Here is a 15,640-nt window from a genome sequence, read left to right as displayed (position 1 = left end):
CTGGCTCGCGCTGCTCGTGGAAGGTGTCATCGGAAAGGTCCGGATCAGGACGGCCGGTCGCGTCAGCCGACGAGTGGCATCGCATACCCGTAAGGACTCGGAACACCGATGAAGCCCCTGTTCACGTCGCGCATTCGCGCGGCCGCGTTCGTCAGCACACTCGCAAGCGCCGCCACCCTGGGTCTCGCCGGGGCGGCGTCCGTGTCCAACGTCGGCGGCAAAATGCTCGGGGATGTCGATGCCGGGGATCTTTGCTGCCAGGTTGCGGGCCATGCCGGCGCCGGCCGGCACGATCACCCCCGCATACACCGGCACGTTCGGCGAGACGCTGTCACGCCGGCGCAGCAGACTCTCCAACGAGTAGCTGACCTGACGGACACGAAGTCGGCGGCGTTCTTCCACCCCGGGAGCAGAGGCAGCCCGGAGATGACCCCGGCCCGGAAAGGGCCGCAGTCACCGAATGCCGGGTCCTCCTCCGTTGCCCGCGCCTGTTCGGTCATGGCGCGGACGGTGAGCTCGCTGGTCCGGCCTCCCGCGTCGGGCTTGTCGCCAGGGACGAACAGGAACCGTTCCACCCCATTGGCGGCGGCCGTCAGTAAGACCGTGTCCTACGTGGTGAGGCGGCCGTTGGGCTGTGTATGGGGCGGGGTACGTGGAGTTGGATTGTTCCGGACCGGCTGTGGGAGATCGCGGAGCCGCTGATTCCTCCGTCGAGGGTTCGGCCGCAGGGCGGTGGGATGCACGAAACGCCTGATGAGACGCTGTTCGCGGCGATCATCTACGTGCTGGTCAGTGGCTGTGCCTGGCGGGCGCTGCCGCCGTGTTTCGGCATATCCAAGTCGACTGCTCACCGCCGGTTCCTGATCTGGTCCAGAGCCGGTAGCTGGGACCGCCTGCACCAGGCCGTGCTGCATCGCCTGGGTGATGCCGGCCTCATCGATGTCACCCGCGTCGTCCTGGACACTGCGCATGTCCGCGCTAAAAAAAAGGGGGCGAACATACAGGTCCGAGCGCCGTGGACCGGGGCAAGCCGGGTTCCAAGATGCACATCTTGTCGGACGCGAACGGACTGCCCCTCCTCGTCGGCGTCTCGGCCGCCAACGTCCACGACAGCGAGGGACTGAAGCCCATGGTGGAGGGTCACCAAACGCAACACGACCCTTCCCTCCGCCGATACTTCAGGCCTCAGGGGTCTGTAGAACGATCGGTGTAACTCCCGATCATGGAAGATGCATCGATGACCAGTGAGAACGTATCCGAGGCTGAGGCCTTCGAGCTTACGAAGGCGGTTCTGTCGACGATCTTGTGATCCGGACGGCTGAGTACGTTGCTCCGCCTGTTCGCGATCATGCATCGCGTGCTCTCGTGATGTGCTCCTGGAGCTGTTTCCGTACCTGACCGCATTGATGATCGAAGAGGTTAAGAGACGACCGGACCAGGTGGTGCTGAGAACGCGGGTGCGGGCGACGACTGGCTCCTGTCGGTGCGGTCAGAGCTCGGCTCGAGTGCACGGCCAGTACGTACGCAGGCTGCGTGATGTCGCCGTGGGCAGGCTCGGTGTCGTGATCGAGTTATGCGTGCGCCGCTTCCGCTGCGAAAACCCTGCCTGCACGGTGGTGACGTTCGCCGAACAGATCTCAGGACTGACCACCCCGCACAGCCGGCATACCCCGCTGCTGCGCGAGGTGTTGACGCAGATCGGGCTGGCCCTGGCAGGCCGGGCAGGAGCGCGACTGGCGTCCGCGGTCGGCCTCACCATAGGTAAGGACACGCTCTTGCGGCTGGTCAGGGCCCTGCCCGAGCCGGACATCGGCAAGGTGGAGATCCTCGGCGTCGACTTCGCCTTCCGCAAAGGCCGCCACTACGGCACGGTATTGATCGACATGGCCACCCACCGGCCGCTGCACCTCTACGACGGCCGCGAAGGCGAGGATCTGGCCGCCTGGCTCCGCGAGCACCCCGAGGTGAAGGTCATTTGCCGGGACCGTTCCAGCGGTTACGGAGAGGGCGCCGCAGGCCGAGCAGGTCGCGGACCGCTACCACCTGTGGGCCAACCTCGGCCAGGCGGTCGAGAAGACGGTCAACGCCCATCGTTCCCGCTTGACCGAACCGTCTCCCACCTCAGGCTCCACCTCCGACCAGGTGGAGGTGGAGCCTGAGGTGGTCCAGCCGGCGAAAGACCTGAAGATCGTGATCCGGCTGCGTGAGCAGCACACTGCGGCCCATGAGCTGTGGCAGCAGGGGATGTCGAAGGCGGTGATCGGCCGGAAGCTCGGGCTGCACCAGGCCACGGTCCGTAAACTGGTCAACGCCCGTTCCGTCGACGATGTCGTGGCCAAGAGCCTCCAGCGAGCGCATGTCGTCGACCCGTACGTCGGCTACTTGCACCGGCGCTGGAACGAGGGCGTCAGGAACGCCGCCCAGCTCTACCGTGAGATCAGGCAACTTGGCTATCCAGGTGGCGAGTTGGCTGTTCAGCGGCATCTGCGGCGCTACCGGACCGGGCGCGGACACGCACCCGATCCGGGACCGAAGCCTCCATCGGTCCGCGAGGTCGCCTCCTGGATGATGACCCACCCCGAGCACCTGCGGGACGAGGACGCCGACAAGCTGCACCGGCTGCGTGAGCGCGATCCCGAACTCGACCGGCTCACTCTTCACATCAGGAAGTTCGCCGCGATGATGACCGGCCGCCACGGCGACCACCTCGAAGAGTGGATCACCGACATTGAACGGGACAGTCTGGCTCCGCTTGCAAGCTTCGCCCGCAACCTCCGCCGCGACTTCGATGCGGTCCGCAACGGGCTGTCCCTTCCGCACAGTTCCGGCGCCGTCGAGGGCAACATCAACCGGCTCAAGATGCTGAAACGCCAGATGTTCGGCAGGGCCAGCCTCGATCTCCTTCGCAAACGGGTCCTGCTCACACGGTGAGCCTCGACCATCCGGATCACAAGATCGTCGACAGAACCCTGATCCGCGATGGTGCGGTGGCCAACCGGCCGATCTACGTGGCGTTGGCCGTCACCACCGATGGCCGGCGGGAGATCCTGGGGCAGTGGGCCGACGACGGCGGCGAGGGAGCCAAGCACTGGCTGCACATCCTCACTGAGATCAAGAACCGCGGCGTGAGCGACGTTCTCATGCTGGTCTGCGACGGCCTCAAGGGCCTGCCTGAGGCGGTGGAGACGGTATGGCCGCGGACGATCGTGCAGACCTGCGTGGTGCATCTGCTACGGAACTCCTTCCGCTATGCCGCCCGCCAGGACTGGGACAAGATCGCCAAACTCCTCAAGCCGGTCTACACCGCCCCCACCGAAGAGGCCGCCCTGGACCGGTTCGCCGAGTTCGCCGAGGCCTGGGGCCGGAAGTATCCGGCGATCGTGAAGCTATGGGAGAACGCCTGGGAGGACTTCACCCCGTTCCTGCAATTCGACACCGAGATCCGCCGCATCGTCTGCACGACGAACGGGATTGAGTCGGTGGACGCGCGGATCCGCCGGGCGGTCAAGGCTCGCGGTCACTTCCCGAACGAGCAGGCCGCGCTGAAGTGCGTCTACATGGCGATCATGTCCCTCGACCCCACCGGCAAGGGACAGGCCCGCTGGACCATGCGCTGGAAAACAGCGCTGAACGCTTTCGACATCACCTTCGACGGCCGCCTGTCAGCGGCCCGCCAATAACCTCAACTGCCCCAAGTACACCACTCGTTTGACAGTCCCGGGCCAGGCCATGGTGCCGGGATGCTCTCGCCACAGTTCGTCCAAGATGATCCACGGTCGAGAGTTCCTCTTCCCCGCAACCAGGCCAGAGGGCAACCAGGCCGAAAGTCGCGTGATCAACGACTTCTGTCAGGACCTGTAGGTGAACGTTGGGCTCGTGTGTCGTCCCGTCGTCCGCGTTCGTACGCCGGTCTGTCGGCGCGACGGGCGGAGGCCTGACGGCCGTTTGTCGTACGGCCGTTGGCGTGCCAGGACGTGGCGCGGCCTGTCCCCGTGCTGTCGGCGGGGGAGGTCGTACAGCGGGGTGGTTTCTGGCGAACGGTTGGGAAATGGCTGGCAGATGGAAGGTTTGAACCCTTGATCTTGCTGTGTCTACGCGCGTATCTTTCCGGCGACTTCCGGGTTGTCCTACTCCTTCCGCACGTCAGCCAGCCCATTACCACAGTTCTGTAAGAGAGAGCTCCACGTGTCTTCACGCATACCCCCGGCCCTGCGTGGCAGAAGTGCCAAGGCCGTCCTCGTCGCGCTTCCCGTCGGCCTCGCCGGTTCGCTCATCGCCCTCCCCCTCACCGCCGAGGCGGCCCCGTCCTCCGACGCCGTGATCTCCGAGGTCTACGGCGGGGGCGGCAACTCCGGTGCGTCCCTCACCCACGACTTCATCGAACTGGGCAACGCCGGGAACGCGTCGTTCGACCTCGGCGGCTGGTCGGTGCAGTACCTCAGCGGCTCGCCCACCTCCACCTCCAAGTGGCAGGTCACCGCGCTCTCCGGCGCCGTCCCCGCCGGTGGCAGGTACCTGATCCAGGAGGCCAAGGGCTCCGGCGGCGACACCGCCCTGCCGACCCCCGACGCCACCGGCACCATCGCCATGGCGGCGACCAGCGGCACCGTGGCGCTGGTCCACTCGACCACCGCGCTCACCTGCCTGACCGCCGCCGACTGCGCGGCCGACGGCACCGTCAAGGACGTGCTCGGTTTCGGTACCGCCGTGGTCCGCGAGGGCAGCCCCGCCACCGGCGCCGGAAACACCACCTCCGTTTCCCGCGACGCCAAGTTGACGGACACCGACGACAACTCGGCGGACTTCACCGGTTCCGCTCCGAGCCCCAGCAACAGCACGAGCGAGAGCGGCGGCGGCGACCCGTCGCCCACGCCCACCCCGACGCCCACCGACACCACCCCGGGCCCGCTGCGCATCCACGACATCCAGGGCACGACCCGGCTCTCCCCGGAGAGCGGCCGGACCGTCACCAACGTGCCCGGCGTGGTGACCGCCGTACGCAGCACCGGCTCGAAGGGCTACTGGATCCAGGACCCCGACGCCGACGACAACCCGGCCACCAGCGAGGCCGTCTTCGTCTTCACCGGCTCCGCCACCCCGTTGGTCAAGGTCGGCGACTCGGTGGTCGTCTCCGGCAAGATCAGCGAGTACTACCCCGGCGGCAAGAGCAGCGGCACGCAGTCCGTCACCGAGCTGACCGCTCCGAAGGCGAGCGTGCTGTCCTCCGGCAACAAGCTGCCGGCGGCCGAGGTGATCGACGCGGCCACGATCCCCGACGCCTACGCGCCGAAGGTCGAGGGCGGCAACATCGAGTCCGAGCAGCTGGAGCCCGGCAAGTACGCGCTGGACTGGCTGGAGGCCCACGAGGGCATGCTGGTGGAGGTCCGTGACACCCGCGTGGTCGGCGCGTCCAACCAGTACAACGAGACCTGGATCACCACCAAGCCCCAGCAGGACCCGACGCCGCGCGGCGGCACGGTCATGACCGGCTACGACAACCCCAACTCGGGCCGCCTGCTGATCGCCTCACTCACCGGCGACCAGCTCAAGGCCAACGTCGGCGACACCCTCACCGGTACCACCGCGGGCCCGCTGGACTACGCCACCTACGGCGGCTACAATGTCCAGGCGACCACGCTCGGCACGGTCAAGTCCGGTGGGCTCGAGCCGGAGGTGGCGCAGAAGGGCAAGGCGAACGAGCTCTCCGTCGCCACGTACAACGTCGAGAACCTCGACCCGACGGACCCGCAGAGCAAGTTCGACCGACTGGCCGAGGGCGTGGTCAAGAACCTGGCCTCGCCGGACATCATCAGCCTGGAGGAGATCCAGGACAACAACGGCGCCAAGGACGACGGCACGGTCGCGGCCGACCAGACGATGGCCCAGTTCATCGACGCCGTCAAGGCGGCCGGCGGCCCGGCGTACGACTGGCGTTCCATCGACCCGGTCAACGACCAGGACGGTGGCGAGCCCGGCGGCAACATCCGCAACGTCTTCCTCTTCAACCCCCAGCGCGTCAGCTTCGTCGACCGGCCGGGCGGTGACTCCACCACCGCCGTGCAGGTCGTCAGCGACGGCAAGAAGGGCGTGAAGCTCTCGGTCTCGCCGGGCAGGATCGATCCCACCTCCGACGCCTGGAAGAGCAGCCGCAAGCCCCTCGTCGGTGAGTTCGACTTCCGTGGCGAGCAGGTCTTCGTGATCGGCAACCACTTCAACTCCAAGGGTGGCGACCAGCCGCAGCACGGCGCCGTCCAGCCGCCGGTGCTCGGCTCCGAGACCCAGCGCCTGGCCCAGGCCCAGGAGGTCAACTCCTTCGTCTCCGGCCTCCTGGCCAAGGACAAGAAGGCCAAGGTGGTCGTCCTCGGAGACATGAACGACTACCAGTTCTCCAAGCCGCTGGAGACGCTGACCGCCGGCGGTGTCCTCACCGACCTCATCAACACCCTGCCGGTGGGGGAGCGGTACAGCTACGTGTACGACGGCAACTCGCAGACGCTGGACCACATCCTGGTCTCGCCCGCCATCAAGAAGCCGGTGTACGACGTCGTCCACATCAACTCGGAGTTCTCCGACCAGACGAGCGACCACGATCCGCAGGTCGTCCGCATCAAGTGAGCACACCCGCTCACTGATCGCCGCGTCGGCGTGCACGTGACCACGTGCACGCCGACGCGGTATTCCGGCGTGCAGGTTCCGCCCCGTCCTTGCCCTCCGCCTCTCCTGCCCGTCGGCTCGTGTCGGACTAAAGCGGAAGTAAGAATTCCGTATGTTCATTGCGCGTTTGGGTGCAGACGGGGTGAAAGGTCTGCCGGTGTCAGGATGACGCGCGTAGAAATCTGGTCATGCACAAGCTCAGCCCCAAGCACAAGCAGAAGCGCGTCGCGGCCGTGGCCGCGACCGGTATCGCCGTCGCCGTCGCGGGTGCCGCCCTGTACGGCACCGGCGTGGCCAGCGCTGGACAGACCTCCGCGAACTCCACGACGGAGCCCCAGAACATAGGACTCCTGGTCCAGCAGATCGACACGTACTACGGTGCGAAGCCGGACGCCAACGGTGTGTACCAGGCATCCCCGGACAGCCCCTATGCCAAGGACCTGGCCCGCATCGAGGCCGACGCCAAGAAGTACATCGACAACACCGTGCACACGGCAAAGCAGAAGCACGCCAAGCCCGCCGTCGTCTTCGACATCGACGACACGCTGCTGCTCAGCTTCGACTACGAGCGCAGGACCAACTACACGTACAACTCCACGACCTGGGCGCAGTACGTCGCGCAGGCCGACCGTCCGGCCGTCTTCGGCACCCCCGAACTGGTCAAGTACGCCAAGAGCAAGGGTGTCGAGGTCTTCTACAACTCGGGTCTGACGGAGGCACAGCGCTCCGCCGCCGTCGAGAACCTGAAGAAGATCGGTGTGGACATCAACCTCGACGCCGACCACATGTTCCTCAAGGACACGGCCAACCCGCCGTCCTACCTGAAGGACTGCGCCGTCTCCGGCTCTTGGAAGTGCACGACCGTGCAGTACAAGTCCGGCACCCGCAAGCACATCGAGTCCCTCGGATACGACATCATCGCCAACTTCGGCGACCAGTACTCCGACCTCGACGGAGGCTACGCGGACAAGACGTACAAGCTCCCGAACCCGACCTACTTCGTCGGCTAGAGAGTGTCTCCTTGATCGGTGGTCAGTTGATCGGATGCGCCCGTCCGATTAGTGATCACTGATGCGATGTGGGGCCGGATCGAGCCGCTGATGCTGGCCGATCCGGTCTGCGGTTGGCGATGGGCCGATCGCCGCCGAACCTTGGAGGCCCCCGCGTGGAAGTACCGACTCCGCTAGCCTTGGCGGGACCTGCCCGACGAGCTCGGCTCGTTCCAAAGTTCGGGAACTCGGTGCCTGTGTACGGTCTGTCGCTGGGCTCCAAGGCCGGCTACGACAGCAATCACAGGCAGAAGATCACCGCCGGGAGCAAGCCGGGCAAGCACTGGGTCTGGGGGAGAGATGGCTCGTTCGCAGCCGCGCGCTGGCGTCATGTACTCCAAGTAACGCTACTCTCCTGCGCCTGGTCATCTGCCTTGTACTGGTGGTGACGGCGATCGCCTCCCTGGCGTCGTGCGACCGTGCGCCCTCAGGACCGGGTGACGCCCAGGGCACTGCTCTGGACGGAGGTATGCAGTCCGAAGTCGATGGCAGTTACGATGCTGCCGAGCTGGGCCACGAGTACTGGGTGGCCCTGCCGGCGCCGGCCAACACATCCGGACAACCGCTCAGCGTCCTCGGCGCGACCCTCAGATCCGCACCCAAGGGTGTGCGGATCCTCGGATACCGAGCCGTCAGCGCACATGACACGGAGGGTCAGCTGATGGGCGTCGCCCTCATCGGCGCCGAGAAAGGCATCCTGGAGCGGTCACACAACTACGCGGGGCAGCCGGTTGTGGTGAAGCCCCACCAGAGGTCGGACGTCTACTACCTGGCACGTATCAAGGTGACCGGCCCTGTCCACGGCAAGCTGACAACCTGCCGGTTCCGCTACCGACAGGGAGCCAGAACCTTCCGCCAGGACCTGCGCTGCGTCAACGAGATCAAGATCGGCACGCCGTAGGGCACAGGCTGAGACACCCGCGACAGCCGGCCTGAAGCCGCAACGCGTGGCCGCGTCCGGCCACGCGAAAACCGATGCAGCACGCCCGGTCGCGTTGTCCCCGGCCGGGCGTGCTGCATTGGCGGCCACCGCATTGGCCCGCTGGGACACCCAGGCGGGCATGCGTTCGGCTTATCTCGGCGAGTCCGCCCCGGACCATGAATGCTCCTGGTCGCGAGCCTGCGCACCGGCAGCCGCCTTGTCTTCGCGATCAATCCGCTCGCCGCTGCCCGCTACCGCGACCGCCACGGCGTCAGCCGCAAGAAGTCCGATCCGGGCTACGCCCTGGTCCTGGCGAACATCCTGCGCACCGACATGCACGCCTACCGGCCCCTGCCGGCCGACTCCGAACTCGCCCAGGCCATCACTGCCCTGGCCCGGGCCCAGCAGGACGCCGTCTGGGCTCGCCAGCAGGTCGTCAACCAGGTCCGCTCGCTCCTGCGCGAGTACTACCCTGCTGCTCTGCTGGCCTTCCAGGGCAAGCAAGGCGGTTTGACCAGGGCTGACGCCCGTGTCATCCTCACTCTGGCCCCCACACCGGCCAAGGCCGCGAAGCTCCCCTCGCCCAGCTGCGGGCCGCCCTCAAACGCAGTGGTCGCCTGCGCCGCTGTGACGCGGAAGCCGAGCGGCTACGGGACATCTTCCGCGCCGAGTACGCCCGCCAGCTTCCCGCGGTCGAGGACGCCTTTGGCCACCAGCTCCTGGCTCTGCTCAAGCAGCTGGACGCGGCCTGCCAAGCCGCGGACGATCTCGCGGAGGCGGCCACCGCCGCCTTTCACCAGCACGCCGACAGCGAGATCCTGCTCAGTTTCCCGGGCCTGGGGCCCATGCTCGGCGCCCGCGTGCTCGCCGAGCTGGGCGACGACCGGGCACGGTTCACCGACGCCCGGGCTCTGAAGTCGTACGCCGGATCCGCGCCCATCACCCGGGCCTCCGGCAAGAAGCGCTTCGTCGGCCGTCGCTTCGTCAAGAACAACCGCCTCATCAACGCCGGCGCGAGCACGGAGACTGGCACGCTGCCGGCGCCACGCCGTCACTCCGGGGCAGCCCACGGTCTCCGCCGAAACGTCCCGCCAGGCGACACCGGTCCGCAGCACGAACAGGATGGCTCTGACGTCGTTCAGCGGGTCCTGGCGCGCATTCCGTGAAGGCGATCATGCTGCTCGCGTGTATGGCACGGGGTGTGAGCGGCGGGAGGCAGCGACGAGCAGGACGCGTTTTCTGAGCAGCGGGAGTCCGGCGCGGTTGAACATCTGTCGCTTCAGCATCTTGAGATCGCTGACGCGGCCTTCGACGACGCCGGAGCTCCAGTCGGTGGTGAAACCGGCGGTGACCGCGTCCAGGTCACTGGCCAGTCCCTTGGCGAAGCCGGCAAGGCCGGGCAGCTCGCTGGTGCTGACTTCCTCGATCCAGGTCGGCAGCTCGGCGGCCTGGCGTTTCTGGAGCATCTGGCCCAGGGCGCGGATGCGTTCGTGTGCGGTGGCCAGTTCGGGACAGGCGGCAAGCGTGAGCTTGAGCTGGGCGGTCTCCTCCTCGCTCAGCGTGTCCGGATGGCGGGTGAGCCAGCCGGTCACCTGACGGGCGGTCGGTGGTCGCGGCGGAGGCTCGGCAGGTGCCTGGCGGGGCGGGAGAGTGCGGGTGATCCAGTCGCGCAGGGTGGTGTAGCTGATGCCGATTCCCTGCTCGTGGAGCTCGCACTGGAGGTCTTTGATCATTACGTTGCCGGTCTGCCACCGTTGCCGCAGGTAGTCGGCGTGCGGGTCGAGGATGCTGGAGCGGCGTGGTCGGAGGGTGACCTGGTCTTGCCAGCGGGCGGCGCGGGCATACCACTGCACGGTGTGTCGCCCCCAGCCCAGCCAGTGCGCGATCGCCCTGATGCCCATCCCCGCATCGAGCAGGTCGTGGACCTGGTGCCAGCGGATGCGGGCGAGTTCCGCGGTGCGCCGGTGCGAAGCGGGAAACGTCTCTTCCTCCTCGTTGACGTCGGCCTGCTGCGGCCCCACCTCCGGTGCCCAGGGCGGCAGGCAGCGGCGGTGGACGGTCACGCACCGCTCGGCGGCCTTGCCGAGGTTGTTCCAGATATGCCACTTGTCTGCGACCTGGATCGCGTCCGGAGCGGCGGTGCGGGCTGCGTCGCTGTAAGACCCGGACCGGTCCCGGCAGATGATCTCGACGCCGGGGTGCGCGGTCAGCCAGCGGGCCAGGGGCCCGGCTTCGCGGCCTTGGAGCATGCCGATCGGTGCGTGCGTCTCGGCGTCGACCAGGAGCGTTCCATAGACGTGCCCTTTCCGGATTGCGAAGTCGTCCACGCCTAGAACCCTCGGCGTAGCCGTCGGCGGGTCGGGCAGCGCCATCACCAGCCGCAGCAGCACCGACCGGTCGACCGGGACCGACAACAGGGCCGCGAGTCTGCCGCCGGCCCGTCCCGCGAGCGCCACCCCGACCGCCTCCAGCAGGCCCCGCAGTAGCGGCGTCCGGCGGCCGTAGAAGAAGGTGAGCCCCTCGACCTGCTCGGCGAACGTCGCTCTGGTGCAGGCTGAGTTGTCGCAGAACAGCCGCCGAACCGACAGTTCGATCACGCTCCGGCGGCCGCCCACCGGGATGTCAGCAAGCCGGCGCTCGTACCGGCTGTGTACTCGCCGTGACGGCGTCCCGCATCCCGGGCAGCCGGCCTTCCGCTCGTCGCGCGTTCGCGCGACGACGTGCAACACGGCCTCTTTCAGCACCAATTGCTGCACGAGCACTTCCTGAAGATGCGGGAGCAACGTCCCGACCAGGTCCTCACACGACAGGCAGAATGCCCGCAGCATGACGTTGCGTCACCGGCGCACGGAAGCATCCCGTTGAAGCTGTGCGGCGCGCGCTGCGAGGAGCGCATCCAAACTGGCGTACAGGCGTGGTCAGTTGGCACGCGGCGATACAGCCTCGCCGGGCAATGCCTCGAACGCGATGGCCAGGCGGATGGCCAGGTGGTGCGCGCCCGCCACGGCGAGCCAGCCGGCGCACCAGCGGAACGGATGGGCCGTGTCCGGCTGATCGAGGTGGCAACCTACGAGAGGGGCATCGAGCGACGCCTCCGCGCCTGGCCCGCCGTTGGCTCGCCGCAGCATGTCCATGTCCTGCTCGGAGAACGCCGTCAGATCGGCATCCACACGCCACGGGCAGCGGGCGCAGGGCCGCTCACGGTACTCATGCTCGACGCCCGGCTGAAGGCGGTACACCGAAGCGGCAGGAGCTTCCCCGCCGGCGTCCCCTCGACCGGTCTCCTGCACAGATGCTTCCTTCCACGACCTGCTCACCTTGATCTCCAAGTGTCGCAGGACGGCGGTGCGCGTGACGCAGAGATCGCAGATGATCGCCTTCACGGAATGCGCGCCAGGACCCAGTTCAGACCGATAATGCCACCTGTTCAACCGAATGCTCGGCCAGCTCTAGCACTGCCTGCAGAAGCACGAGTTGTTCGACGAACGCACCGCGTTCCCCATCGAAATCGCGGCTGCTGCTTGACGCGTTGGCAACGTGAGGTGTCTGGCGGACCCTCACCAAACTCCGCACCGACCCCGCGCGCGCCCCCGGCTCCTGCGCGCTCTGCTCGTACTGACGAACGTCGAAGTCAACCGCTGACGAATGCGAGGCCGCTCTGTCTGGATGCTGAAAGTCAGGCGATGGTGAGTGAACGAAGGTCAGAGTCCAGCATGCGGATCAACTCACCAACGCGTCCGCCGCCGCTCGGCGCCGCCGGGAAGCGTTTCAGCACGTCAACGACGACTGGTGTGGCACGATGCACCGTCTGCTCAAGATGTTCGGCACCAACGCTCCGATCGTCGCCGACGACGAGTTCGGCCGCCCTGGCCGCGTAAGCGCCCGCTCCGAGGATGTGCTTGATCTGGGTGGCCTTGGCCAGCGGATGCAGGTAGGCGGCGCCTGCGGCAGACATCGCCGCCCACGCTGCCTCTCGGGCAGCCGCAGTGTCTGCGTCCTTGGCCGCTCTGAGGGCCGCTGATGCTGTGTCGCGCAGAGATTTCCCGCGTTCACCGCCTCGTGCGAACTCCCACGCGGCACGGATAGCGTCTCGAGGCCGCGAGTCGTCCGGCTGATCGGCCTCGAATATCTCAAGCGCCGTCTCCGCGCATGCCGCTGCGAACGCGGCGATCTCACGAAGGTCCTGCTTGCTCAGAACGATCTCGCCCGCGCCCCCTGTCATGGGTTCCATCATCCACGATTGCGCTGGACCGCCAGTCGGTAGGGGCGGCTCCGGGCCGCCCATGCCGACTGGCTCCCAAACCGACCGGATCGCCGAACCGCTGAACCAGATCGGCACCCAACAGGCACCGATCGCAGAAGGCTGCCCGGCCACAGCGAGCAGAGAACCGCCATCGACCGCTGACGGACGATCTACTCCTCAGACAGCCGACCACGATCTGCGCGAGTACCCCAAGAACCGGTCACACCAGCACTTTGACCGGCAACTTCAAGTTGGCGGAGGCTCAGTGCGGTGCGGCGATGCCGATGGAACGCACCGCGATGGGCGATGCGGTGGCGCGCGCGCCTGCCGGTGCAGGGTGTGCATCGAGGGCCTGGCCCACACCGACGGCCTCCAGCTGGCGCAGAGTGTCGGCGACGTCCTCGTGGTCCTCGGTGAGGAACTGCAAGGCGAAGTCGACGACGGAGCGGGCGATGCCTTCCGCCGTGTCCGGCCCGGCCTGCGCCCAGGTCCGCAGCGAGGTCACGAAGACGCGTCCGAGGGCCTCCAGGGCGAAGGTGTCCGCGCACGGCTCGCCCGCCTCCGAGCCGGGCAGCGTGGTGACGGGGACGACGATCCGTTCGACGACGTCGACGAGCAGCTCGGGCATCCGCGGCTCGCCGCTGGCGAACTCGCGGGCGGCTTCGGCGTCGTCGGCCTGGACGGCGCGGAGGTAGCTGAACGCGCTGATGGCCGCGTCCGGGGTCATCCCAAGTCCGGCAGCACATCGACTACCGGTCCAGGCGCCTTCGCTTCTCCGACTGGACCCTCAGCTCAAGCACCTGGGCACAGCTCACCCGCATACTCTCCCCATCCCCACCCGGAGGATTCGACCTGCGCCCCGGCGGCCTCCTGCACGACGGCGCTTCGAAGTTCATGTGGACACGCCTCACCGGCAGTGAATGGAACCTGGCACCCAGCATCAGGCCGTGCACCGACACCGAAGACGACGAACGCCACGAGGACCAAGTCCGCGGCCTCTTCGTCACAGGCAAGAGCGCCCGGCCCTGCTACCGGGCGCTTCGCACCATCCTGATCGACCGCGTCGACGAGCTGATCGACGACAGCCTCCCGTAACCCTGCCCGATGCCCCGTCGCTGCCTTGTGGCCGGCCGTCTGGCGGCGATGCTGAAGGGGCACGGCTTCGAACCGCGGCCGCAGGCGCGGGCTCAGACCTGGGCGGGTAGGTCCCGCCCGTTGTCGGCCTCGTGGGTCACGGACATGTGGCCGGACGAGGAGACTCCCGGTCGACCCAGTCGGTGACATCGCGGTCCGAGCCGTCGTCGGACACGAACCACCTGCCCATCTCCACATTCTCGCCGCACCCGCAAAAACAGCCCCGTTCCGTCTTCTCCGTCACGACCCGGGACCCTAACGGCTTCAGCAGCCCCGGACCGGTCAAGCCACGCCAACTCGCTCCTGGCCTGTTCGCAATGTTGAGCGAGCCGTTCGCCGTTCGTGAGATCTCCCCGCCCCACGGGCACGTCAACGGAGTTAAAAGTCCGCGAAGTTGCATGATCCGCCGGACACGCCTTAGACACCTCTCTCAACGGCACGGGAGCCCTGTCCGTTGCCTACGGTCCCGCCGTCACCCGTCCGGGGGCCACGCTGAAAACCCTCAGTGAGCTGGAGCCGCTTCGACGCCGCGTCGTGCCACACAAGACGCGGCAGCGCCAGACCCGCCGGACGCTGGTGATCGACGAGAACAAGCGGCCGGGCGGCGTGATCAACGAGGCCCGACGTGGCCAAAGGGCATTCCACGGGCGACGGCCCGACGGGCACCCAGGCCGCCGGGCCATGGACGGCATCCACGCGAAGCGCTGAGCCAACCGGCCACGCGCGGCCAGGAGTGCGGCGCTCCCCCCGTGTCCCTGGTTTGTTCCGGCAGATCTTCCGGTAGTCCGTCCGCTACTTCTTCCTGGCACCCGCGCCCGTCCCGATGGTGTGCTGTACAGGGTCAAGCAGTCGCCTCTCCTCATCGAAGTCCTGGCGCTCACGTCGATCCACTGGCGTGTCCGGCTGGGAGTTCGCTCGCGCAAGCTTGGCGTGTGCATGACCTATCAGCTCTCCAAGGACAACGTTTCCGGAAAGGAAGAGAGCCCATGCGTTCCAGCATCAAGACAGGGCGACGCGCCATGGTCGTCCTGGCCGTCGCGGCGTCGGCAGTGTCCGCAATCGCCGTCCTGCCGTCAGCCCCGGCCTTCGCGGACACCGTCACCCGCACCACCGGCTCACCCGTGCACACCCTGAGCCAGGCAATAGCCGAATTACAGTCCCACGGCACCCCGCTGACCCGTAGCGCCGAGGCCGCAGACGACAACAATGGGTTCGTCTGCGACACGGCCAACACGCCCATCCGCTCCGTGGCCAACGGCGACTACGTGACGGCTCAGATCGACTACACCGGCGACCAGTACGGCATGCTCCGCGCCGGACACGCCACCGCCGTCGGCCCCTGGGAACAGTTCAACCTCTGCCGCAACGACACCACCAACACCTATGCCATCCGCTCCGTGGCCAACGGCGAGTACGTGACGGCTCAGATCGACTACACCGGCGACCAGTACGGCATGCTCCGCGCCCGAACCGCCGCAGCCCCCGGCCCCTGGGAACAGTTCACCTTCGAGCCGACCGGTAACGGCTACGCCATCCGCGCGCTGGCCAACGGCGAGTACGTGACGGCTCAGATCGACTACACCGGCGACCAGTACGGCATGCTCCGCGCCCGAACCGCCGCAGCCCCCGGCCCCTGGG

General features: G+C 67.4%; 11 protein-coding genes and 5 pseudogenes. 11 read left to right on the top strand and 5 right to left on the bottom strand.

Features of this window, described 5'->3' with window-relative positions; translation table 11 throughout:
- Positions 1-638: 638 nt before the first annotated feature.
- From AB0D85_RS40840 to AB0D85_RS40800, 9 genes and pseudogenes are all read left to right on the top strand, one after another.
- Positions 639-1,189: pseudogene (locus AB0D85_RS40840) on the top strand (IS5 family transposase); the annotation flags it as partial.
- A 181-nt stretch (positions 1,190-1,370) separates the two neighbouring features.
- Positions 1,371-2,159: a transposase family protein gene (locus tag AB0D85_RS40835; RefSeq protein ID WP_362332354.1), complete on the top strand. Its 789-nt coding sequence runs from the start codon at positions 1,371-1,373 to the stop codon at positions 2,157-2,159.
- Entirely contained in the window at positions 2,101-2,931 is an 831-nt protein-coding gene (locus AB0D85_RS40830; protein WP_362332352.1) for a transposase, read from the top strand. Before AB0D85_RS40835 ends, AB0D85_RS40830 begins: the two co-directional genes overlap by 59 nt.
- 23 nt (positions 2,932-2,954) lie before the next feature.
- Positions 2,955-3,680 (top strand): annotated as a pseudogene (locus AB0D85_RS40825) (IS256 family transposase); the annotation flags it as partial.
- A 529-nt stretch (positions 3,681-4,209) separates the two neighbouring features.
- Positions 4,210-6,615 carry an endonuclease/exonuclease/phosphatase family protein gene (locus AB0D85_RS40820; protein WP_362332699.1) on the top strand — a complete coding sequence of 802 codons (2,406 nt, stop codon included), beginning with the start codon at positions 4,210-4,212 and terminating at the stop codon, positions 6,613-6,615.
- Positions 6,616-6,842: 227 nt separating this feature from the next.
- Positions 6,843-7,664, top strand: coding sequence for an HAD family acid phosphatase (locus AB0D85_RS40815; protein WP_362332350.1), 822 nt, complete (start codon positions 6,843-6,845; stop codon positions 7,662-7,664).
- Positions 7,665-7,730: 66 nt separating this feature from the next.
- Positions 7,731-7,838: pseudogene (locus AB0D85_RS40810) on the top strand (IS5/IS1182 family transposase); the annotation flags it as partial.
- Between the two features lie 334 nt (positions 7,839-8,172).
- Positions 8,173-8,604, top strand: coding sequence for a hypothetical protein (locus tag AB0D85_RS40805; protein ID WP_362332347.1), 432 nt, complete (start codon positions 8,173-8,175; stop codon positions 8,602-8,604).
- A 204-nt stretch (positions 8,605-8,808) separates the two neighbouring features.
- Positions 8,809-9,638 (top strand): annotated as a pseudogene (locus AB0D85_RS40800) (transposase); the annotation flags it as partial.
- An 18-nt stretch (positions 9,639-9,656) separates the two neighbouring features.
- Here AB0D85_RS40800 and AB0D85_RS40795 read toward each other — a convergent pair.
- From AB0D85_RS40795 to AB0D85_RS40775, 5 genes and pseudogenes are all read right to left on the bottom strand, one after another.
- Positions 9,657-9,749: pseudogene (locus AB0D85_RS40795) on the bottom strand (IS5/IS1182 family transposase); the annotation flags it as partial.
- A gap of 48 nt (positions 9,750-9,797) precedes the next feature.
- Entirely contained in the window at positions 9,798-11,453 is a 1,656-nt protein-coding gene (locus tag AB0D85_RS40790) for an ISL3 family transposase (protein WP_362332344.1), read from the bottom strand.
- 90 nt (positions 11,454-11,543) lie between these two features.
- Positions 11,544-12,008 carry a DUF6283 family protein gene (locus AB0D85_RS40785; protein WP_362332341.1) on the bottom strand — a complete coding sequence of 155 codons (465 nt, stop codon included), beginning with the start codon at positions 12,006-12,008 and terminating at the stop codon, positions 11,544-11,546.
- Positions 12,009-12,301: 293 nt separating this feature from the next.
- Entirely contained in the window at positions 12,302-12,847 is a 546-nt protein-coding gene (locus AB0D85_RS40780; protein ID WP_362332338.1) for a putative immunity protein, read from the bottom strand.
- Between the two features lie 283 nt (positions 12,848-13,130).
- Positions 13,131-13,595 carry a hypothetical protein gene (locus AB0D85_RS40775; RefSeq protein ID WP_362332335.1) on the bottom strand — a complete coding sequence of 155 codons (465 nt, stop codon included), beginning with the start codon at positions 13,593-13,595 and terminating at the stop codon, positions 13,131-13,133.
- Positions 13,596-13,762: 167 nt separating this feature from the next.
- Here AB0D85_RS40775 and AB0D85_RS40770 point away from each other — a divergent pair, with 167 nt between their 5' ends.
- Positions 13,763-13,963, top strand: a complete 201-nt coding sequence (locus tag AB0D85_RS40770) for a hypothetical protein (RefSeq protein ID WP_362332332.1) — start codon at positions 13,763-13,765, stop codon at positions 13,961-13,963.
- Positions 13,964-14,988: 1,025 nt separating this feature from the next.
- A partial coding sequence (locus AB0D85_RS40765) for a hypothetical protein (protein ID WP_362332329.1) occupies positions 14,989-15,640 on the top strand: 652 nt, incomplete at its 3' end.

It is taken from the genome of Streptomyces sp. NPDC048277 (assembly GCF_040652235.1).
Lineage (GTDB): Bacteria > Actinomycetota > Actinomycetes > Streptomycetales > Streptomycetaceae > Streptomyces.
Note: the sequence above shows the minus strand (reverse complement) of the source record. Positions and strands in the feature narration are given on the sequence as shown.